This window comes from Hydrogenophaga sp. Root209 (assembly GCF_001428625.1).
GTDB lineage: Bacteria > Pseudomonadota > Gammaproteobacteria > Burkholderiales > Burkholderiaceae_C > Hydrogenophaga.
The window spans coordinates 1-19,932 of the sequence record NZ_LMIE01000031.1; the positions used below are offsets into that span (position 1 = coordinate 1).

Here is a 19,932-nt window from a genome sequence, read left to right on the forward strand (position 1 = left end):
GAACGGCGCGTTCGCGGACCTCAGGTGAAAAGTGGTTCGACTTCTTCATGGCTCAATCCTCTCAGAGAAAAGAGCCTCCTCAAAATACGGGGCGGTTCACTCAGCTCCCAGCGTCTGAGAGCAAGAAGCAATGCCTTCAGGCGTTCACAAGGATCGATTCCACAGTGGCGGCCAGCTTGGTGGGGGCAGACTCCAGAAATCCGTGCGCAGTTAGTTTTAAAAGAGTTTCTGTGGGGGTGTTTGTGTGGAGTCCCCACCACCAGCAGGTCACGGGCCCGCGTCACGACATCACCGCAGGAATTCCTTCGCCCTTGGCCGAGTGCACTGTGCCGCACCTAAGCTCGGACCAGTCGTTGTGCCCTAAATCCTTGCGCCGACAGCAGCATCCGATAGATTCACCCCTGCGCACTGGGAAGAACCAAGCGCTGTACTTGGGCCTACAGCTCCCCGCTCATCGCCTTTCTCATTTCCTCACCCGAATACCTCTTGCCTGTGGCCAACTCCTCAAGGCTGACGACCTTGGAGAAGGAATACGTGCGCAACGCGTTGTACACAAAGCACCAGGCCTCCAACAGGTCCTTGCGCTCTGCGAACCCGAAGATGGCGATGCGTCGGGAGTACGTCTCACCAGGCAAGCCTGAGAGGCAATCGAGTTGAAAGTTGGGCCAGGCTTACGAGGAAGCCAGGCCGTCGGCCATGGTGTGTCGGCGCCCTCCATCGGGAAGTATTTCCGTGGACACGGGCCTACCTCCCTCACCAGGCAGCGTAGCCTCAATGCGATTCATTGCGCTCAACCAATGCTCTCCCGGGTGAGCTGCGTGTCCCCTGCTCTCAGAGTGTGGATGGCCCATTCGGTGAGAGGTTGCTGAAAGTCAAATCCTAGCCCGACGCCATCGAGCGGTGAGGTGTCAGGGCCCGCATCACTCGGTTCATGCCCTCCTCCACACGGAAGACCTGCAGCACGTTGGCTGATTGCGGCCCTAAAGTTCGTAGACGTCATCAACATCAAAAAGAGCTTTAGCCTAAAAAGCGGATGCTGGGTCTACTCATGTTCGCCACCTTCACAGCCCAACAGCGGTCGAGCGAGGCTGGATGAGCGGCGTTCGGAAGGCTCAAATCCTGAAAAAAGACGCAACCGGACGAGAAAAAATCCCGAAGATTCAATGGTCCGCTGTCCCAACTTTGCGAGCTAGATTTGACACGCGTTTTTTTCTTTTCTTTTCAATAGAGGCTAGTTTCGACTTTGATATGTTCCGTCACAAGCTCAGGCAAACAAACCCTTGTGCTCCTCGCGCAACAAGTTCTTCTGCACCTTCCCCATGGTGTTCCTCGGCAACTCCCCCACCACAAAACAGCGCTTGGGAATCTTGAAGTTGGCCAGCCGCGACTTGAGTGAAGCCAGCACCTGGGCCGCATCCACCTGCACACCCGGCTTGGCGATCAGCAAGGCCACACCCACCTCGCCAAAGTCAGGGTGCGGTACACCGATCACCGCGCTCTCGACCACACCGGGCATCTCGTTGATGTAGCCCTCGATCTCGGCCGGGTAGACGTTGTAGCCGCCGGAAATGATCAGGTCCTTGCTGCGGCCGACGATGTTCACGTAACCACGCTCGTCGACGCGGCCCACGTCACCGGTCTTGAAGAAGCCGTCGGCGGTGAACTCCTCGGCGGTCTTCTCGGGCATGCGCCAGTAGCCCTTGAAGATGTTGGGGCCACGCACCTGGATGCCGCCGATCTCCCCGGGTTGCGCCACCTGGCCATCGTCGCCCATCACGCGCAGCTCCACGCCCGGCAACGGGAAGCCCACGGTGCCGCCGCGCCGCTCGGAGGCGCCACCGTAACGTGCGTCGGCGCTGCAGGGGTTGGAGGTCAGCATGGCGGTCTCGCTCATGCCGTAGCGCTCCAGGATGGTGTGGCCCGTGCGGTCTTTCCATTCGTTGAAGGTCTCGATCAACAGCGGCGCCGAACCCGAGATGAAAAGACGCATGTGAGCTGCCTGCTCTTTGGACAGCGTGGGCTCGGCCAGCATGCGGGTGTAGAGCGTGGGCACGCCCATGAACACGGTGGCCTCGGAGAACTTGGCGATAGCCAGCTTGGGGTCGAACTTGGACATCCAGAACATCTTGTTGCCGTTGATCAGCGCACCGTGCATGGCCACGAACAGACCGTGCACGTGGAAGATGGGCAGTGCGTGGATCAAGACGTCGTCGGGGCGCCAGCCCCAGTAGGTCTTGAGTACCTCGGCGTTGCTGCGCAGGTTGCCGTGCGTGAGCATGGCGCCTTTGCTGCGCCCGGTGGTGCCGCTGGTGTAGAGGATGGCGGCGAGGTCGTCGTCCCGGCGCACGGCGGGCGTGTGCCGGTCGCTCATGTGGGACGCGCGCTCCAGCAGGCTGCCGGTGCGGTCGTCGCCCAGGGTGAACACGTGGCGCGTGCCGGCGGTGAAGGCGATCTTGCTGACCCAGCCGAACTGGCCCGGGCTGCACACCACCACCGCGGGCTCGGCGTTGCCGACGAAGTACTCGATCTCCGCGCTCTGGTAGGCGGTGTTGAGCGGCAGGAACACATGGCCCGCGCGCAGCGTGGCCAGGTACAGCACCAGCGCCTCGACCGACTTCTCCACCTGCACGGCCACGCGCGACTCGGGCGGCAGCGCCAGCGAATCCAGCAGGTTGGCCACCATGGCCGAGGCGCGGTCGAGGTCGCGCCAGGAGTAGTTCAGACCGTCGTCGGTCTCGATCGCCACGCGGTCCAGGTCCTGCGGAAAGGCCGCGCGCAGGGCGGCAAAGAGGTTGAGGTTGTCCATGTTCTGGTCAGCAAGGTGGTGTGACAAAAAAATCAGAAAGCCCGTCAAAAAACCGGCGAGCGCTTGGCAATGAATGCTGCAATGCCTTCGCGGTGTTCGGCGCTGTCGGCGTACCGGTAGGCACCCTCGCCTTCGGCCGCCGTCGAGCCTTGCGTGGCTCGCAAGGCTTGCTTGTTCAGGCGCGCGGCCTGCGGCGACAGCGCGCTGATGCGCTGAGCGCGCGCCAGCACGGCGGGCGTGAGCGTGCCGTCGGGCAGCACGGTGTTGAGGAAGCCACGCGCCTTCATCTCGGCAGCGTCGAACACCGTGGCTTCCAGCAGCATTTCGCGTGCGGTGGCGATGCCGGCCTCGCGGGCCACCAGCGCGGCCTCGCGCGGCGCCATCGGAAAGCCCAGCTTGGCGATGGGTGCCCCAAAGCGCGCGCCACTGGCCGCCACGCGGATGTCGCAGCAGCTCGCGATCTCCACACCGGCGCCCATGCAGTTGCCCTCGATCTGCGCCAGCAGCGGCACGTCACACGCCAGCATGGCGCCCAGGCCGCCCCACACATCGTCTTCGTGGAAGTCGCGCAAGGCAGCTTCCACGAAGCGAAAGCCGGGGTACTCGGCAATGTCGCCACCGGCGCAGAAATGGCCGCTCTCGCCCACGACGATCACGCAGCGCACGTCGGTACGCGCCTGGAGTTCGACGAACACCGTTTTCAACTCACGCCACATCGCACGCGACATGGCATTGAACTTGCCCGGATGCGAAAGCGTCACCCGCGCCAGCGTGTGTTCGATGGCGAGGTGAACCCGGCCCGACATGCTCGGGCTCAGTCGAGCTTGGCGCCAGAGGCCTTGACCACCTGCGCCCACTTGCGGATCTCGCTCTTGACGAAGGCGTCGAACTGCGGGCCACTGACGTTGGCGAACTCGGCGCCCTGGTTGGCCCAGACCGCCTTGGCTTCGTCGGTGCTCACCGCCTTGCGGATCTCCTCGATCGCGCGCGCCTGCGCATCGGCGGGCGTGCCCTTGGGCGCCCACACGCCGTACCAGGTGGTCACGTTGTAGTCGGGCATCCCGAGTTCGGCAGCACAGGGCACGTCGGGGAATGCCGCGTTGCGCTTGTTGCCCGACACCATCAAAGCCTTGATGCGACCGCCCTTGATGTGGCCGGCCGACGAACCCAGGCCGTCGAACATCATGTCCACCTGGCCGGCAATGAGGTCGTTGAGCGCCGGGCCTGCGCCGCGGTACGGAATGTGGGTGATGAAGGTGTTGGACTGTTGCTTGAACAGCTCACCCGCGAGGTGGTGCGAGGTGCCGCCACCGGCCGAACCGTAGTTGAGCTTGCCGGGGTTGGCCTTGACCTGCGCCATGAACTCCTTGAAGCCCGCGCCGGAAATGTTCTTGGGGTTGACCACCAGCACCTGCGGCACGCTGGCCACGAGGATCAGGGGAATCAGGTCGGTCTCGATGTTGTAGTCCAGCTTGGGGTACATGCTCGGGGCAATGGTGTGGTGCACCGCGCCCATGAACAGTGTGTAGCCATCGGGCACGGCCTTGGCCGCGATGCCCGCGCCCAGCGTGCCGCCAGCGCCGCCACGGTTGTCGATCACCAGGCTCTTGCCCGAGAGCCGCGTGAACTGCGCGGCCATGGGGCGGGCAAACGCATCGGTGCCGCCACCGGCGGGGAACGGCACGATCATGGTCACCGGCTTGGTGGGCCAGGTGGCCTGGGCGTATGCCCCGGTGCTGTAAACGGCGGCGCCGGCAACAGCCGTGCGCAAGATGTCTCGGCGGTTGAAGTGGTCGGTCATGTCTTTTGTCTCCTGTGGTTATGAAAATGCAGCGTCAAAGGTACAGGTCTTCGATCGCTGCGGCTATCGGGATCTTTCCCTGCGCCAGCCAGGCGCGGTGTTTCTCCAGGCGTTTGAGGTCGTAGAGGTAATTGACCATCAATCCATACGATTGTTTGACGCCCTTGTTCGACGGGTCACCGGCCCAGTTCAGGCGTTCCACACGGGCACCGTTGCCCAGGTGGAAACGCGCCACCGGGTCCAGCGGCTTGCCGCCCTGCATTTCATTGCCCAGGTAGCGCGCGGCCCAGCCCAGCAGGGCCTTGCGCTCGGGCGATGCCTCGGAAAGGTCTTCCAGGTTCTCCCAGCTCTTGAGCAGTTCGGCCGGCGCATTCTTGTTCAGCCAGGCGCGCAAACCCGGTATGGGCGAGAGCGTCACGAACACCTTGAGCTTGGGAAACTCCTGGTGCAGCGTCTCGACCACGCGCTTGATGAGCGAGTCACCAAAGCTCACGCCGCGCAGCCCGTTCTGGGTGTTGCTGATCGAATAGAAAATGGCCGTGTTGGCCTTGGCAATGTCGACCGGTGCCGCCTCTTCGTCCAGCAGCGGCGTGATGCTGGCGGCGATCTCGTTCATGAGCGCCACCTCCACGAAGATCAACGGTTCTTCGGGCAGGCGCGGGTGGAAGAAGCCGTAGCAGCGACGGTCGCCGTCGAGCCGGTTCTTCACATCGGCCCAGCTGCGGATGTCGTGCACGGCCTCGTACTTGATGAGCTTTTCCACCAGCGAGGCTGGCGAATCCCAGCTGATGCGGCGCAGCTCCAGAAAACCCACGTCGAACCAGGTGGAGAACATGTATTCCATCTCCACATCGAGCGCGAGCAAGCGCTTGTCGCCCTTGAGGTGAGACTGCATCTCGGCGCGCAGATCGACCAGGAAACGGATGCCATCGGGGTGCGCGCTGAAGCGCTGCAATATGCGACGGCGCGGCGACACCGTGGCCCGGCGATACAGCACCTCGGCAGCGGCCTCGTCTGGCGTGCCCACCGCGGCCGCAAACTGGGTCTGCGCCGCCTTGATCTGCTCGGCGTCGGCCACGAACTGCTCGCTCATGAGCAGCCAGAGGTCGCGGCGCTGCGGCGGCGTGGCCTTGGTGTACCAGGCCATCAGGTCTTGGGCGCGGCGCCCGCCCTCAACCTCGCTCAGCAGCGGATCGACAATGCCCTTGAGCTGGTCGAGCAGGTGGCGCAACTGGCGCGGCGACATCGCCTCGTCGTCGTGGCGCAGCGTACCCTTCAGGCGTTCCTGGGTTGATCGCACGCCCGCCTTGGTTCCGGGACGCAGCATGGAGGCGCCTCTTTCCAACCATTCAGCGGTGTTCATGCCGTGATCCTCGAAGTGTTGCTGCGCGCAAGTTCGCGCAGGGCCACGCGCTGGCGCGTGAGGTGGGTGCGCATGGCGGCCTCGGCGCCTTCGGCATCGCGCGCCTTGAGCGCGGCAAACACCGCCATGTGCTCGGACAGGCTCTGGTCCAACCGACCCGGCGCGTGCAACTGCTGCAGGCGCGCGAGCTTGACGATCTTGCGCAGGTCACCGATCACCTGTGCCAGCCACCGGTTGTTGGCCAGCGTGATGATGGCTTCGTGGATGGCGAAGTTGGCCTGGTAGTAATCGTTGATGCGACGCGCCTTGGCACAGCGGTTCAGGCGGTCGTGCATCTGCTCCAGCGTCACCAGATCGGCGTCGGTGGCGTTGCTCGCGGCCTCGAATGCGCAACGGCCCTCAAGCAGGGCAATGACGGGAAAGATCTCGTCAAGGTCGCGCTCGGTGATCTGGTTGACGAAACAACCCCGGCGCGGCTCGTGGCGCACCAGGCCTTCTGCGGCCAGCACCTTGAGCGCCTCGCGCAGCGGCGTGCGCGAGATCGACCATTCGCCGCAGAGACCCAGCTCGTCGATGAAGCTGCCAGGTGCCAGCACACCGTCAAAAATGCGCTCGCGCAGCTTCGCGGCCACTTCGTCGTGCAGGGAGTTGAGCACCAGTCGCATTGTCTTGGGTCCGTCCGTAATCACCTGTAATTACGCATCATCATAAAAAATCCCTGGCCTTCTGTACCGGGGATTTACCCTTGCTGGCAACGAAGGGTGAACAGATCCGCCGCCGGGCCGCCCCCAAGGCGGATCAGCCCCCTCGGGGGGCAGCGACCCGCGAAGCGGTGGAGCGTGGGGGCAGCGACCCTAGCTGCGCCGGCCGAACCACCACCACATGAACGCACCGGCCAGGACCATGGGCACACACAGCCACTGGCCCATGCTCATGCCCAGGGAGAGCAGGCCCAGGTGGGCGTCGGGCTCGCGGAAGAACTCCGCGATGAAACGGAACACGCCATAACCCATGAGGAACACCGCCGACACCTGACCGCGCGCACGTGGCTTGCGGGCATAGAGCCACAGCAGCACGAAGAGCAACAAGCCCTCTAGCAGGAACTGGTAGACCTGCGAAGGATGGCGTGGCGCATCGCCCGCGCCGGGAAACACCATGCCCCAGGGCAGCGAGGGGTCGGCCACGCGGCCCCAGAGTTCGCCGTTGATGAAGTTGCCCACGCGCCCGGCGGCCAGACCGGTCGGCACGCAGGGCGCCACGAAGTCCATCACCTCCATGAACGGGCGTTGGCGGCTGCGCGCGTACCAGACCATGGCCAGCATCACGCCGATCAGCCCGCCATGAAAGCTCATGCCGCCCTGCCAGATCGCAAAGATCTCCAGCGGGTTGGCCAGGTAGTACGCCGGCTTGTAGAACAGGCAGTAGCCGATGCGCCCGCCGGCCACCACGCCGAGCACGCCGAGGAACAGGATGTCCTCCACATCGCGCCGCGTCCACGGCGGGTTGGTGACGCCGGCAAAGGGCTGGTGGCGCAGGCGCAGGTTGGCCAGCCACATGAAGAGGCCAAACGCCGCGAGGTAGGTGAGGCCGTACCAGTGGATGGCCAGCGGGCCGATCTGCAGGGCAACGGGGTCGATTTGGGGGTGTTGGAGCATCGAGCTATTGTGCCCTTGGCTTGTTTCGCGCCGAGGTCGCAGGACTTGCATCCTGATCTTGGGCAAACTGGATGAAATGCGCCAGTGCCGGGCTCACCGCATCGGCGCGCCAGACCAGGCTGGTCTCACACGCCGGCACGGCCCTGCCCCGCGGCCAGGCCACTGCGCGGTACACCACCCCAGGCCGCTGGAACTGCCGCACGCTCTGCGGCACCCAGGCCACGCCCAGCCCGGCGGACACCAGGTTCACGATGGTCTGCATCTGGATGGCCTCCTGCGCCACTCGTGGCACGCAACCAGCCGCGTTGTAGAGCACAAAGATCGCGTCGAACAGCGACGGCAGGATGCGCCGGGGGAAGATCACCAGCGGCTCGGCCAGCAGGCTTTTCAGCGCGGGTCGCTCCTCTGCCGCCAGGGCGTGGGCTTCGGGAAGGGCCACCACCAGCGGCTCCGTGGCGATCAATGACTGCACCAGGCCCGGGGCGGCAAAGCCGGGCGAGTGCAGCACAAAGCCGGCGTCCACCTCGCCGCGCGCCAGCAGTTCCAGCTGCACATCACCCGTGGCCTCGATCAGCTCCAGCGCCACCTGAGGCCATTGCTCGCGGAACGCCCGCACCCAGCGCGGCAGCAGCTCGAAACCCACCGTGGACACAAAGGCCAACCGCAACCGGCCCAGTTCGCCTGCGGCAGCCGCGCGGGCCAGTTCCGGCAGGGCCTGCGCACGGGCCAGCAGCTCGCGCACCTCGGGCAGCAGGGCCGCACCGGCCGGCGTGATCCGCACGCTGCGCTGGGTGCGCTCGAACAGGCGCACGCCCAGCGCGGCCTCCAGTCCGGCGATGGCCTGGGTCAGCGGCGGCTGGGTCATGTGCAGGCGCACGGCGGCCCGGCCGAAATGCAGTTCTTCGGCCAGCGCCACGAACTGACGCCACTGGCGCAATTCAATGCGCAGGGATCTGGATGGGTCATTCATATGCTAAGCGTATCAAACCTGGCCTTCGAAGCGATTGGAAAGCGCCCAGGCGCTGCCGCATACTTGGCGCTCTTTTCCCCACCCCACGAGACAAGACCATGGCCGACAGCAAAACCATCCCGATCAAGCCCATCAACAGCCGCAGCGCAAACATCACACAAGGCAAGTCGCGTGCGCCCAACCGCTCCATGTACTACGCCATGGGCTACGAGGAAGGCGACTTCGTCAAACCCATGGTGGGTGTGGCCAACGGCCACAGCACCATCACGCCCTGCAACTCGGGCCTGCAGAAGCTGGCCGACGCGGCCATCGCCGGCATCGAGGAAGCGGGCGGCAACGCCCAGGTGTTCGGCACGCCCACCATCTCCGACGGCATGGCCATGGGCACCGAGGGCATGAAGTACTCGCTGGTCAGCCGCGAGGTGATCTCCGACTGCATCGAGACCTGTGTGGGCGGCCAGTGGATGGACGGCGTGGTGGTGGTCGGCGGCTGCGACAAGAACATGCCCGGCGGGCTGATGGGCATGCTGCGCGCCAACGTTCCCGCCATCTATGTGTACGGCGGCACCATCCTGCCAGGCCACTGGAAGGGACAAGATCTCAACATCGTCAGCGTCTTTGAAGCCGTGGGCCAGAACGCGGCCGGCAACCTGAGCGACGAAGACCTGCGCGAGATCGAGATGCGCGCCATCCCCGGCACCGGCTCCTGTGGCGGCATGTACACGGCCAACACCATGTCCTCGGCTTTTGAGGCGCTGGGCATCTCACTGCCCTACTCCAGCACCATGGCCAACCCGCACGACGAGAAGATGAACTCGGCCAAGGAGTCGGCCAAGGTGCTGATCGAGGCCATCAAGAAGGACATCAAGCCGCGCGACATCGTGACCAAGAAGGCGATCGAAAACGCCGTGGCGGTGATCATGGCCACCGGTGGGTCCACCAACGCGGTGCTGCACTTCCTGGCGATCGCGCATGCGGCCGAAGTGGAGTGGACCATCGACGATTTCGAGCGCGTGCGCCAGAAGACACCCGTGTTGTGCGACCTGAAACCCAGCGGCAAATACCTCGCGGTCGACCTGCACCGCGCCGGCGGCATCCCGCAGGTCATGAAGGTGCTGCTCAACGCCGGCCTGCTGCACGGTGACTGCCTGACCATCAGTGGCCAGACGATTGCCGAGGTGCTCAAGGACGTGCCCGATGCACCGCGCGCCGACCAGGACGTGATCCGCCCGATCGACAAGCCCATGTACGAACACGGCCACCTGGCCATCCTCAAAGGCAACCTCAGCCCCGAAGGCGCGGTGGCCAAGATCACCGGCCTGAAAAACCCGGTGATGACCGGCCCGGCGCGCGTGTTCGACGACGAGCAGTCGGCGCTGCAATCCATCCTGGACGGCAAGATCAAGGCGGGCGACGTGATGGTGCTGCGTTACCTCGGCCCCAAGGGCGGCCCCGGCATGCCCGAGATGCTGGCGCCCACGGGTGCGCTGATCGGCGCGGGCCTGGGTGAGAGCGTGGGCTTGATCACCGACGGCCGTTTTTCGGGCGGCACCTGGGGCATGGTGGTGGGCCACGTGGCGCCCGAGGCCGCAGCCGGCGGCACGATCGCGTTCGTGCAGGAGGGCGACAGCATCACCATCGACGCCCACCAGTTGCTGCTGGAGCTCAACGTGCCCGAGGCGGAGATCGAGAAGCGCCGTGCCGCGTGGACGGCACCGGCACCGCGTTACACGCGCGGCGTGCAGGCCAAGTTCGCGTTCAACGCGTCCAGCGCCAGCAAGGGCGCCGTGTTGGACAACTACTGACGAGGGTTCAGCGCGAGCGACGCTTGGTCTTCATGCCAAGGTTCTCGCGCTGTTTGTCGATGCGGTCCTGCTTTTTCTTGTCCATCTTGTCCATCTCGCGGCGCTTGGTGTAGCCGGTGGCGTCCGCCCAGGCCCACCAGACCACGGCCAGGGCAAAGGGCGTCAACACCCACCACCATGAGAGGTCGACCACGAAGCCCACTTCGAGGTACTTCATCAGCATCAGGATCACGCCCAGGATCAGCAAATACATCACACGCTCCAGTAAAGGTCCGACAAAGTGGGGCAAGAATCTGTAAGCGATCGTTTCACCATGGCCGTGCATCGTTAAAATCCAGACCGTGCTGGCATCAGCATTCACTCACAAGGACAACCCCCATGAAACGCGCTCTCCTGATTATGGCCGCCATGACCACACTGGCGGCTCCCGCATTCGCCGACGAGGCTTTGGCCAAAAGCAAGAACTGCATGGCCTGCCACGCGGTGGACAAGAAGCTGGTGGGCCCGGCGTACAAGGACGTGGCCAAGAAGTACGCCGGCGACGCCAAGGCAGTCGATGCATTGGCCACCAAGATCGTCAAGGGCGGTTCCGGCGTGTGGGGCGCAATCCCCATGCCCGCCAACACGCAGGTGAGCGAAGCCGATGCCAAGAAGCTGGCGGCCTGGGTTCTGAGCCTGAAGTAAGTTCTGCTTCTTCCAACAAAAAACCCGCTGGAAACCAGCGGGTTTTTTGTTTCACGATGACTCCAGCCCGGTAGTTCGCTGGACTGCGCCGTAGCTAGATACAGCAGGTTTATCAATAACTTACGCGCGTCCATCATATGCCGGTGCTTTCTGAAACTTGACCCGGTTTTCCCTCGCGCCGCTCCTATCTGGCTCCTGGAATCCGGGTTGTTCCGAGGAGTCATCATGGCAAAGATCAAGCTCACTAAGACCGCCGTGGAGTCGGCCCAACCCCAGGCCAAGGATGTTGAACTGCGGGATACCGTGGTGCCCGGCTTCCTGTGCAAGATTACCCCGACCGGCCGCCGGGTGTTCATGCTCCAGTACCGCACGAACTCCGGCCAGCCCCGCAAGCCCTCGCTGGGGCTGTACGGGGAGCTGACCGTCGAACAGGCACGAGTCAAGGCACAGGACTGGCTGGCCGAGGTTCGCCGGGGCGGCGACCCCGGCGGCGCCAAGGCCGAGGCGCGCAAGGCGCCCACGATGGCCGAGTTGTGCAAGAAGTTCATGGAGGACTACTCCAAGAAGCGCAACAAGCCCAGCACGCAGGACGGCTATCAGGGCGTCATAGACCGCAACATCATCCCGCTGCTGGGCCGCAAGAAGGTGCATGACGTGAAGCGGCCCGACATTGCCGGGCTGATGGAGAAACTGGCCTACAAGCCGACCGAGGCGAACAAGACCTTCGGCGTGCTGCGCAAGATGTTCAACCTGGCCGAAGTGTGGGGCTACCGCCCGGACGGCACGAACCCGTGCCGCCACGTCCCCATGTACCCGCCGGGCAAGGAAACCCGGCTCATCGTGGACGAGGAAATGGTGCGGATCTTCCGCCAGTTGGAGAAGCTGGAGGCGGAGGGGCTGGAGAACTACGTCATCCCGCTGGCGATCCGGCTGCAATTCGAGTTCGCCGCCCGGCGCTCCGAAATCTGCCCGCTCGAATGGAGCTGGCTGGACTTCGAGAACCGGCGCGTGGTGTGGCCCGACAGCAAGGTCGGCGGCATTTCCAAGCCCATGAGCGAGGAAGCCTATCGGCTGCTTTCGACGGCGCCGCGCCGGGAGGGCTGCCCCTACGTCCTGCCATCGCCGAACGACCCGGCCAAGCACCTGACCTTTGGCGAGCACTATGGCGGCTGGTGCCGGGTGCTCAAGGCCGCCGGCGTCCCGCACGTCGGCACGCACGGCATCCGCCATCGCTCGACGACCGACATTGCCAATTCGGGCGTGCCGACCAAAGTGGGCATGAAGCTGACGGGCCACAAGACCGTAGCGATGTTCATGCACTACGTCCACACCGAGGACAAGCCGGTGCGCGATGCGGCCGAACTGGTGGCCAGCCGGCGCCAGGCCATCACGGGCGCGCGCCAGCTTGCGGAGGCGGCGGCATGAACACGCGCCGGTCATCCGCAGCATCGTCCGCAGCGCCTTCGGCGCTGCTGGGCGACATTCGGGCACTGATCGAGGCGGCGCGCAAGCGCGCCGCCTCGACGGTGAATAGCGAGCTGACGATGCTCTATTGGCGCATCGGCCAGCGCATCCGCACGCAGGTCTTGGACGGGCGCCGGGGCGCTTATGGCAAGGAAGTCCTGCCCACCCTGGCGGCGCAGTTGGTGAAGGAGTACGGCGGCAGCTTTGCCGAGCAGAACCTGCGCCGCATGGTGCAGTTCGCGGCCACCTTCCCCGACGAGCAGATTCTCGTATCACTGATACGAGAATTGAGCTGGACGCACTTCATCGCCCTGATCCCGCTGAAAGACCCGCTCCAGCGGGACTACTACGCACAGATGGCGAGCGCCGAACGCTGGAGCGTGCGGACGCTGCGCGAGCGCATCGACTCGATGTTGTACGAGCGCACGGCGCTGTCTCAAAAGCCGGGCGAGACGATCGCACAGGAGTTGGCGAAGATGCGCGATGCGCAGCGCATGTCGCCCGCCCTGATCATGCGCGACCCCTACATCCTCGACTTCCTGGGGCTGCGGGACACTTGGCAAGAAGGCGACTTGGAGGCGGCGATCATCCGCGAAATGGAGTCGTTCTTGTTGGAGCTGGGCGCGGGTTTCAGCTTCGTGGCCCGGCAGAAGCGCATCCAGATCGACGGCGAGGATTTCCACCTCGACCTGCTGTTTTACAACCGCAAGCTGCGGCGGCTGGTGGCAGTGGAGTTGAAGGTCGGCGAGTTCAAGGCAGCTTTCAAGGGACAGATGGAGCTTTATCTTCGCTGGCTGGACAAGCACGAACGGGAGCCGGAGGAAGCCTCGCCTCTGGGGATCATCCTTTGCACCGGCAAGAAGCGCGAGCAGATCGAATTGCTGGAGTTGGACAAGTCGGGCATCCACGTCGCCGAGTACCTGACCGCCTTGCCGCCGAGGGGCGTGCTAGTGGAGCGGCTGCAACAAGCAACGCAACGGGCGCAGTTGCAGATCGAGCAGCGCAAGACCGACAACGAGTAGTCCTGTCTCAAGCAGTCGAGCGTCCCGGCGTGCCGCCGTCGCGCTGTCGTCGCTTGCCAAAAACCCGCGTGCGTGGGGTGGTGTGAGGGGGCGGTCTTGCTGTGTCCCTTCACCGTATCACGGCGTTCTCGCCGTGCAAGGGCTGCGCGCGCCTTGCGCGCTTGCGTCCTGGCGGCCGTCTGCGACCCCTGACTGCTGCGCTGCGCCGTGAGGGCGACGGTTCCGGGCAATTCCGCCCTTGCAACCGGAGAACCGTCATGAACGACAAATCACACGTTTCCCTCGAACAGCACGTTTGCCTGGTCTGCGGCACGGCGTTCGACACCGGCGCGATCCTGCTGGACAAGCGCCTGCGCGCGAGCATGGAGCGCCACACGGCGACCGGCTGGGGCCTGTGCCCCGAGCATCAGAAGCTGGCCGACGATGGCTTTGTCGCGCTGATCGAATGCGATCCGCAGCGCAGCGGCTCGCAGGCTGGCGGGCGCATGAAGCCCGAGCAGGCATACCGGACGGGCCGGCTGGCCCATCTGCGGCGCACGGTGTTCGCGCAGGTGTTCAACGTGCCGATCGCGGACGAGCAGGCTTGCGTGTTCGTTGAGCCTGGCGTGATCGAGCAGTTGCAGTCGATGACAGCGCCGGCGGCGGGCTGATTGCGTCGTGCGGCCTTCGGTGCGTCGCTCCTTCGCGGGCGGCGCACTTTTTCATATCCCCCCAGGGGGGATACAATTGCCACATGAACGCGACACACAAGCACTCAACCCATCCCGATCTCGTGAAGCGGCTGAAACGCGCCGATGGTCATCTTCGGCACGTCATAGGGATGATCGAAAGTGGCGAATCCTGTCTCGACATCGCCCGCCAGCTCGCGGCGGTGGAAAGCGCGGTGACGGCCGCAAAGCGCGTCCTGATCCACGACCACATCGACCATTGCCTGGCCCATGACGAAGACTCCGTTTTGACCGAAATGAAGGCACTGACCAAACTGCTCTGAGGCCCGCCGATGCTCTCCGTCCTGAAGAACCGTACCTATCGTCACCTGTTCGCCGCTCAGGTGATTGCGCTTGTCGGCACCGGCCTGATGACGGTGGCCCTTGGCCTGCTTGCCTACGATCTGGCCGGGGCGAATGCCGGCGCGGTACTCGGGACGGCACTCGCAATCAAGATGCTGGCCTATGTCGGAGTCGCCCCGGTCGCGCAGGCGTTCGCCGACCGGCTGCCGCGACGGTCGTTGCTCGTTGCCCTTGACCTAGTACGAGCATCCGTTGCGCTCTGCTTGCCCTTTGTCAGCGAAATCTGGCAAATCTATCTGCTGATCTTCGTCTTGCAGGCGGCGTCCGCAGGCTTCACGCCGACCTTTCAAGCCACTATCCCGGACATCCTTCCCGACGAAGACGAGTACACGAAAGCACTGTCGCTTTCCCGGCTGGCCTACGATTTGGAAAGCCTGATCTCCCCGATGCTGGCCGCCGCGCTACTGACGGTCATCAGCTTCCACAACCTGTTTGCCGGAACGGTTCTCGGCTTCCTCGTGTCAGCCGCGCTTGTGGTCAGCGTGAGGCTTCCCACAACCGTTCCCGGCCCGCGTCGTGGCATATGGGATCGCACTACGCGGGGCACGCGCATTTACCTCGCCACGCCGCGCCTTCGGGGTCTGCTGGCGATCAGCCTCGCTGTGGCAGCAGCGGGGTCAATGGTGATCGTGAACACGGTGGTCATCGTGAAGGCACGCTTCGGGCTGGGCGAATCCGAGGTAGCGTGGGCGCTGGCGGCCTTCGGAGGCGGGTCGATGGTTGCGGCCTTCGCGCTGCCTCGCCTGCTCGACAAGATTGCTGATCGACCTGTCATGATTGCGGGAGCGGCGATGCTGGTTGTGGGAACGGCAGCCGGGGCAATGATTCCGACCTATGCCATTCTGGTGGTGATCTGGTTGGTGGTCGGCTTCGGCTACAGCGTGGCGCAAACACCTTCCGGCCGGCTGTTGCGCCGCTCCGCTCATCCCGAGGATCGCCCCGCGGTCTTTGCCGCGCAATTCGCCCTGTCCCATGCGTGTTGGCTCATTTGCTATCCCTTGGCCGGTCGCTTCGGCGCTGCCTTTGGGCTGCAATCGACCTTCATCATCATGTCGCTGATTGGTCTTGTCGGAGTGGGACTGGCGCTGTGGCTCTGGCCCGCTAGTGATTCTTCCGACATCGCCCACGATCACCCTGATCTACCGCCAGATCATCCTCACTTGCGCGAACATGCAGACCGAGGCGGGCATCGTCATCCCATGATCGTTGACGATCTGCACCGGGACTGGGCGCGCATTTAAGAACTGCCCGCCTTTCACATCGCTGATGCCTCCGGCCCGGATTGCTATTCGGGCCTGCGCGCTTCGCTTGCCAAAAACCCCGTGCGTGGAGGTGCGAGGGAGGCCGTCTTGCTGTCCCCTTCATCGTGCCACGGCGTTCTCGCCGTCAAGGGCTGCGCGCCGATGGCGCTTGCGTCCTGGCGGCCGTCGTTGACCCCTGACTGCTTGCGCTGCGCCGTGCCCCGGAAGGGTCGGGCAATTCCGCCCGGCAACCTTTCAGGAGTTCACCATGAACAACGCACTCATCACTGACGAGCAGCGCATCGTGCTGCTGGCCAACGGCCGCGAATCCTTGGAAAACGCGGACTTCGATCCGGCGCCCGTGGTCAAGCTGTTCACGCCGGACGCCGGCGCGACCTGGCTGCTGACCGAGATTGATCCCGACGACCACGACCACGCCTTTGGTCTATGCGACCTGGGCCTGGGGGCACCGGAAATCGGCTGGGTCAGCCTGGGCGAGCTGGCGACGGTGCGCGGCGGGCTGGGCCTGCCGATCGAGCGCGACCTGTCTTTCCGGGCCGAGAAGCGATTGAGCGCCTACGCGCGCGATGCGCGGCTGGCCGGACGAATCGTTGTCTGACCCGGCCCTGGGAGCGCCGCAAGGCGCTCCTCAATGCCATGAGCAGCCACCACGACTACATCATCGAAATCACGGCGCAGCACGATGCGCTCAAGCCGTTCGCACCGGAGAACGGACAACCCTTGCGCTTCAAGATCGGCGACGCGGTGATCTACACCAACGAATACGGCGCACAGTTCCGGCACCGCGTCACCGGGTTCTACCGGCCCACCGGGCTGTCGGGTCTGTACGCGCGCGGTGCGCGCTACCTGCTGGACTCGTCATCGCCGTGGATGCCGGCTGCGGAATCCAGCCTGCGCCCTGACGACTCGGCGTGATGCCTTCGCGCGCCTTCCGGGGCGCTGCGCGCTTCGCTTGCCTCCAGGGGAAAGCCCTGCGGGCTATCCCCGCCGCGCAATGCTTGGCGCCCCTCAAAGACCGCCGAACCGGCTGCGCCGGATCGGCCAGACCACGGCAGTCGCTGTCGAACCTGTTTCCCGATGACTGGCGCATGAGCTTGTGCATCGAGCCTTGAAGTCCGGACGTCCCCGGCCAAGAAACATGGCCGGTCGCGCTGTCGTGCGCGTAGCGCATCGAGCCGCCTGCGGCGTCTCGCCCCATTCGGGCTTCCATCGTTCCCTCGCTCCGCTCGGCTGACGCCTCCGGCCCGGATTCCTAGATCCGGGCCTGCGCGCTTCGCTTGCCGTGCGATCGGCGTGTTGAGGGGCCGTTGCCATGTCCAGCCGTCTCCCCTGACTTCATCACCTTGTCCGCGACTGTAGCCCGCGCCCGTGCGCCGTCAAGGCGCGCMGGGCCGTGTCCTCGCTKCGCTGCGGGCCGCACCARCCCTGCGCTTGCCTCCTTGACGGCCCCCGTCCGCGCGCTCCTGACCGTCGCGGGCGATGAACTCAGGAAAGACGGTGGCAACAGGGCCAACCGGGTTCCTCGTGCCGACCGCACCAAACAGCCGAAAGGCTGGGCTCCGAATCTAGGAATCCGGTGTGCGGTGAACAGCAAACCCTTTTTTCTTTGTCAGGAGAAATGCCATGCAACTCGCATCCCGCTTCGCTTCCCGTTCCCCGGTGCTGCGTTCGGAACGTCCCTTGTCCGATGACCAAATCCGGGCAGTGGCCCCGTCCATCTTCGCGGAGGCACCACACGAAAGCCGCTCCGAGCGGTACAGCTACATCCCCACCGCGACCGTGCTGCAAGAACTGCGCGGGGAAGGCTTCGAGCCTTTCATGGTGACGCAAACCCGCGTGCGCCACGACGACCGCCGCGACTACACCAAGCACATGATCCGGCTGCGCCACGCCAGCCAGATCAACGGCCGCGAGGCCAACGAAATCATCCTGCTGAACTCCCATGACGGCACCAGTAGCTATCAGATGCTGGCCGGGATGTTCCGCTTCGTTTGCAGCAATGGCCTTGTCTGCGGCGACACCGTGGCCGACGTGCGCGTGCCGCACAAGGGCGACGTAGCCGGGCACGTCATCGAAGGCGCTTACGAAGTCCTGCACGGCTTCGACCGGGCGCAGGAATCCCGCGATGCCATGCGCGCCATCACGCTCGACGCCGGGGAATCGGAAGTGTTCGCCCGCGCTGCGCTGGCGTTGAAGTACGACGAGGACAAGCCCGCGCCCATCACGGAATCGCAAATCCTGATGCCGCGCCGCCACGACGATGACCGCCGCGACCTGTGGAGCGTGTTCAACCGCACGCAGGAGAACTTGACCAAAGGCGGCTTGTCCGCCCGCGCCGCGAATGGCCGCCGCCAGACCACCCGGCCCGTGCAGGGCATCGACCAAAGCGTGCGCCTGAATCGCGCCCTGTGGCTGCTGGCCGATGGCCTGCGCCAGTTGAAAGCCTGAATCCCCACGCGGCAGGGGCAGGCAGCAGCCCTTGCCGCTTCTCTCGCTGCTGCATCCCTAACCGCAAGGAGTTATCACCATGAACGCCGTACTCAAAACCGAAATCGCCGCCATCGAAACCGCCGCACCGCTGGAAATGGCCGACCCGTCCAAGAACCTGATTCTGGTTCCGCTGTCGCAGTTGCTGCCGCGCCGCTCCAAGCGCAACGCCCGCAAGATGCCGCGCCTGTCCATCCCCGAACTGGCCGCGAGCATTGCCCGCATCGGCCTGCTGCAAAACCTGATCGTCATCCTTTCCGCCGATGGCGAGGCTTACGAAGTGGTGGCCGGTGATCGCCGCCTGACCGCCTTGAAGCTGCTGGCGAAGAAGAAGCGCATCCCCGCCGACTACGAAGTGCCGTGCCTGCTGGTGCCCGATGCTTCGGCCCGCACCGTCAGCCTCGCGGAAAACCTGATGCGCGAGCAGATGCACCCCGCCGACCAGTTCGAGGCGTTCGCCGCGCTGGTCAAGGAAGGCCGGCCCATCGAGGACATTGCCGCCGACTTCGGCGTGTCCCCGCTGGTGGTGCAGCGCCGCTTGAAGCTGGCCCACATCGCGCCGCGCCTGATGGCCGACTATCGCGCCGGAACCGTCACGCTGGAACAGTTGATGGCCTTGACCATCACCGACGACCACGCCGCGCAGGAAGCCGCGTTCTATGGTGCGCCGGAATGGCAGCGCAGCCCGTCCAAGCTGCGCGAGCGCCTGACCGAGCGCGAAATCGACGCCACGCACGCGCTGGTGCGCTTCGTCGGGCTGGACACCTACCGGCAGGCAGGCGGCGGCATCCGCCGTGACCTGTTCGCGGAAGGCGATGCCGGAACCTACCTCACCGATACCGCAGTGCTGGAAACGCTGGTGCGCGACAAGCTGGCAACGCTGGCCGAGGACGTGCGCGCCGAGGGGTGGGCATGGGTGGAGGCCGTGCCGCATCTGGCCTACGAGGAACGGCAGGCGTTCCAGAACGCCCCGCGCCATCGTCGCGAGCCGACCACCCGTGAGGCCCGCCGCATCGCCTCGCTGGAAACCCGCCTCGAAAAGATCGACGGCGAACTGGAAGAAGCCTGCGACGCCGAGGACGAAGCCAAAGCCGAGAAGCTGGAACAGCGGCGCGATCAGGTGGTCGGGGAACTGCAAGACGCGGAGGACGCCTTACAGGGCTACACCCCCGAAGTGCGCGAGGTGGCCGGTGCCATCGTCACCATCGACCGCAACGGCGAAGCCGCCATTCATCGCGGCCTGCTGCGCGAAGCCGAGGCCAAGGCGCTGCGCACGCTGGAAAAGCTGCGGCGCGGTTTCGACAGCACCGAAGGCGAATCCGCCAACGACGAGCACGAGGACGCCGACGCGCCCAAGGCCGCAAGCCTGGCCGATGGCTCGGGCTGGATGCCCGCCATCTTCAAGGCCGCTGGCCCGCAGGATGCCGCGCAGGAAGAAGGCTCGGAGCAGGACGCCACGGAGGATGCCGAGGCAATGGCGGATGAACCCGCCGAGGCGCTGGCCGCTTGACCCGCGCCGAAGGCAAGCGCCCCGGCCTCGACC

At 64.9% G+C, this 19,932-nt stretch carries 18 protein-coding genes and 1 pseudogene; 11 read left to right on the forward strand and 8 right to left on the reverse strand.

Annotated features, from left to right (window positions below; genetic code table 11):
• Window positions 1-1,264 precede the first annotated feature (1,264 nt).
• The 7 genes from ASE11_RS18465 to ASE11_RS18495 form a co-directional block, all read right to left on the reverse strand.
• Complete coding sequence (locus ASE11_RS18465; RefSeq protein WP_056276325.1) at window positions 1,265-2,806, reverse strand: malonate--CoA ligase; 1,542 nt, start codon at window positions 2,804-2,806, stop codon at window positions 1,265-1,267.
• A gap of 44 nt (window positions 2,807-2,850) precedes the next feature.
• A complete protein-coding gene (locus ASE11_RS18470; protein WP_056275085.1) occupies window positions 2,851-3,612 on the reverse strand; it encodes an enoyl-CoA hydratase/isomerase family protein in 762 nt (253 codons plus the stop codon).
• Between the two features lie 8 nt (window positions 3,613-3,620).
• A complete protein-coding gene (locus ASE11_RS18475) occupies window positions 3,621-4,607 on the reverse strand; it encodes a Bug family tripartite tricarboxylate transporter substrate binding protein (RefSeq protein ID WP_056275087.1) in 987 nt (328 codons plus the stop codon).
• A 34-nt stretch (window positions 4,608-4,641) separates the two neighbouring features.
• Window positions 4,642-5,970, reverse strand: coding sequence for a malonyl-CoA decarboxylase (locus ASE11_RS18480; protein ID WP_056275089.1), 1,329 nt, complete (start codon window positions 5,968-5,970; stop codon window positions 4,642-4,644).
• Window positions 5,967-6,635 (reverse strand): GntR family transcriptional regulator, encoded by a 669-nt coding sequence (locus tag ASE11_RS18485; protein ID WP_056275091.1) that lies wholly within the window; start codon window positions 6,633-6,635, stop codon window positions 5,967-5,969. The genes ASE11_RS18480 and ASE11_RS18485 overlap by 4 nt, the downstream gene beginning before the upstream one ends.
• A gap of 189 nt (window positions 6,636-6,824) precedes the next feature.
• Window positions 6,825-7,625, reverse strand: a complete 801-nt coding sequence (gene lgt / locus ASE11_RS18490) for a prolipoprotein diacylglyceryl transferase (RefSeq protein ID WP_056275092.1) — start codon at window positions 7,623-7,625, stop codon at window positions 6,825-6,827.
• A 4-nt stretch (window positions 7,626-7,629) separates the two neighbouring features.
• The gene (locus ASE11_RS18495; protein WP_056275094.1) at window positions 7,630-8,595 is read right to left on the reverse strand and encodes a LysR family transcriptional regulator; all 966 of its coding nucleotides are present in this window, start codon (window positions 8,593-8,595) and stop codon (window positions 7,630-7,632) included.
• 98 nt (window positions 8,596-8,693) lie between these two features.
• Between ASE11_RS18495 and ilvD the strand changes: the two genes are divergently transcribed.
• Window positions 8,694-10,400: a dihydroxy-acid dehydratase gene (gene ilvD / locus ASE11_RS18500; protein ID WP_056275096.1), complete on the forward strand. Its 1,707-nt coding sequence runs from the start codon at window positions 8,694-8,696 to the stop codon at window positions 10,398-10,400.
• Window positions 10,401-10,407: 7 nt separating this feature from the next.
• Here ilvD and ASE11_RS18505 read toward each other — a convergent pair whose 3' ends face one another.
• The gene (locus ASE11_RS18505; RefSeq protein WP_056275098.1) at window positions 10,408-10,653 is read right to left on the reverse strand and encodes a TIGR04438 family Trp-rich protein; all 246 of its coding nucleotides are present in this window, start codon (window positions 10,651-10,653) and stop codon (window positions 10,408-10,410) included.
• Between the two features lie 125 nt (window positions 10,654-10,778).
• Between ASE11_RS18505 and ASE11_RS18510 the strand changes: the two genes are divergently transcribed.
• From ASE11_RS18510 to ASE11_RS18555, 10 genes and pseudogenes are all read left to right on the forward strand, one after another.
• Window positions 10,779-11,084 carry a c-type cytochrome gene (locus tag ASE11_RS18510; protein WP_056275100.1) on the forward strand — a complete coding sequence of 102 codons (306 nt, stop codon included), beginning with the start codon at window positions 10,779-10,781 and terminating at the stop codon, window positions 11,082-11,084.
• A 225-nt stretch (window positions 11,085-11,309) separates the two neighbouring features.
• Window positions 11,310-12,509: a tyrosine-type recombinase/integrase gene (locus tag ASE11_RS18515; protein WP_023114164.1), complete on the forward strand. Its 1,200-nt coding sequence runs from the start codon at window positions 11,310-11,312 to the stop codon at window positions 12,507-12,509.
• The gene (locus ASE11_RS18520; protein ID WP_031637050.1) at window positions 12,506-13,570 is read left to right on the forward strand and encodes a PDDEXK nuclease domain-containing protein; all 1,065 of its coding nucleotides are present in this window, start codon (window positions 12,506-12,508) and stop codon (window positions 13,568-13,570) included. The genes ASE11_RS18515 and ASE11_RS18520 overlap by 4 nt, the downstream gene beginning before the upstream one ends.
• 257 nt (window positions 13,571-13,827) lie before the next feature.
• On the forward strand, window positions 13,828-14,220 hold the full coding sequence (locus ASE11_RS18525; RefSeq protein WP_031637048.1) for a hypothetical protein: 393 nt from the start codon (window positions 13,828-13,830) through the stop codon (window positions 14,218-14,220).
• Between the two features lie 83 nt (window positions 14,221-14,303).
• A complete protein-coding gene (locus ASE11_RS18530) occupies window positions 14,304-14,561 on the forward strand; it encodes a metal-sensing transcriptional repressor (RefSeq protein ID WP_003111693.1) in 258 nt (85 codons plus the stop codon).
• A 9-nt stretch (window positions 14,562-14,570) separates the two neighbouring features.
• Window positions 14,571-15,881, forward strand: coding sequence for an MFS transporter (locus tag ASE11_RS18535; protein WP_031637045.1), 1,311 nt, complete (start codon window positions 14,571-14,573; stop codon window positions 15,879-15,881).
• Window positions 15,882-16,149: 268 nt separating this feature from the next.
• Window positions 16,150-16,500: a DUF2958 domain-containing protein gene (locus tag ASE11_RS18540; RefSeq protein WP_031637043.1), complete on the forward strand. Its 351-nt coding sequence runs from the start codon at window positions 16,150-16,152 to the stop codon at window positions 16,498-16,500.
• A 38-nt stretch (window positions 16,501-16,538) separates the two neighbouring features.
• A complete protein-coding gene (locus ASE11_RS18545) occupies window positions 16,539-16,817 on the forward strand; it encodes a hypothetical protein (protein ID WP_031637040.1) in 279 nt (92 codons plus the stop codon).
• A gap of 708 nt (window positions 16,818-17,525) precedes the next feature.
• Complete coding sequence (locus ASE11_RS18550; protein WP_019396530.1) at window positions 17,526-18,350, forward strand: DUF932 domain-containing protein; 825 nt, start codon at window positions 17,526-17,528, stop codon at window positions 18,348-18,350.
• 79 nt (window positions 18,351-18,429) lie between these two features.
• Window positions 18,430-19,764: pseudogene (locus ASE11_RS18555) on the forward strand (ParB/RepB/Spo0J family partition protein); the annotation flags it as partial.
• Window positions 19,765-19,932: the final 168 nt, after the last annotated feature.

Excerpts from the sequence above, each read along its gene's own strand:
- ASE11_RS18535 (WP_031637045.1), top strand. The coding sequence starts at position 14,571 with ATGCTCTCCGTCCTGAAGAACCGTACCTATCGTCACCTGTTCGCCGCT.
- ASE11_RS18470 (WP_056275085.1), bottom strand. The coding sequence starts at position 3,612 with ATGTCGGGCCGGGTTCACCTCGCCATCGAACACACGCTGGCGCGGGTG.
- lgt (WP_056275092.1), bottom strand. The coding sequence starts at position 7,625 with ATGCTCCAACACCCCCAAATCGACCCCGTTGCCCTGCAGATCGGCCCG.
- ASE11_RS18475 (WP_056275087.1), bottom strand. The coding sequence starts at position 4,607 with ATGACCGACCACTTCAACCGCCGAGACATCTTGCGCACGGCTGTTGCC.
- ASE11_RS18520 (WP_031637050.1), top strand. The coding sequence starts at position 12,506 with ATGAACACGCGCCGGTCATCCGCAGCATCGTCCGCAGCGCCTTCGGCG.
- ASE11_RS18545 (WP_031637040.1), top strand. The coding sequence starts at position 16,539 with ATGAGCAGCCACCACGACTACATCATCGAAATCACGGCGCAGCACGAT.
- ASE11_RS18525 (WP_031637048.1), top strand. The coding sequence starts at position 13,828 with ATGAACGACAAATCACACGTTTCCCTCGAACAGCACGTTTGCCTGGTC.
- ASE11_RS18495 (WP_056275094.1), bottom strand. The coding sequence starts at position 8,595 with ATGAATGACCCATCCAGATCCCTGCGCATTGAATTGCGCCAGTGGCGT.
- ASE11_RS18505 (WP_056275098.1), bottom strand. The coding sequence starts at position 10,653 with ATGTATTTGCTGATCCTGGGCGTGATCCTGATGCTGATGAAGTACCTC.
- ASE11_RS18465 (WP_056276325.1), bottom strand. The coding sequence starts at position 2,806 with ATGGACAACCTCAACCTCTTTGCCGCCCTGCGCGCGGCCTTTCCGCAG.
- ASE11_RS18480 (WP_056275089.1), bottom strand. The coding sequence starts at position 5,970 with ATGAACACCGCTGAATGGTTGGAAAGAGGCGCCTCCATGCTGCGTCCC.
- ASE11_RS18540 (WP_031637043.1), top strand. The coding sequence starts at position 16,150 with ATGAACAACGCACTCATCACTGACGAGCAGCGCATCGTGCTGCTGGCC.
- ASE11_RS18530 (WP_003111693.1), top strand. The coding sequence starts at position 14,304 with ATGAACGCGACACACAAGCACTCAACCCATCCCGATCTCGTGAAGCGG.
- ASE11_RS18515 (WP_023114164.1), top strand. The coding sequence starts at position 11,310 with ATGGCAAAGATCAAGCTCACTAAGACCGCCGTGGAGTCGGCCCAACCC.
- ASE11_RS18485 (WP_056275091.1), bottom strand. The coding sequence starts at position 6,635 with ATGCGACTGGTGCTCAACTCCCTGCACGACGAAGTGGCCGCGAAGCTG.
- ASE11_RS18550 (WP_019396530.1), top strand. The coding sequence starts at position 17,526 with ATGCAACTCGCATCCCGCTTCGCTTCCCGTTCCCCGGTGCTGCGTTCG.
- ASE11_RS18510 (WP_056275100.1), top strand. The coding sequence starts at position 10,779 with ATGAAACGCGCTCTCCTGATTATGGCCGCCATGACCACACTGGCGGCT.
- ilvD (WP_056275096.1), top strand. The coding sequence starts at position 8,694 with ATGGCCGACAGCAAAACCATCCCGATCAAGCCCATCAACAGCCGCAGC.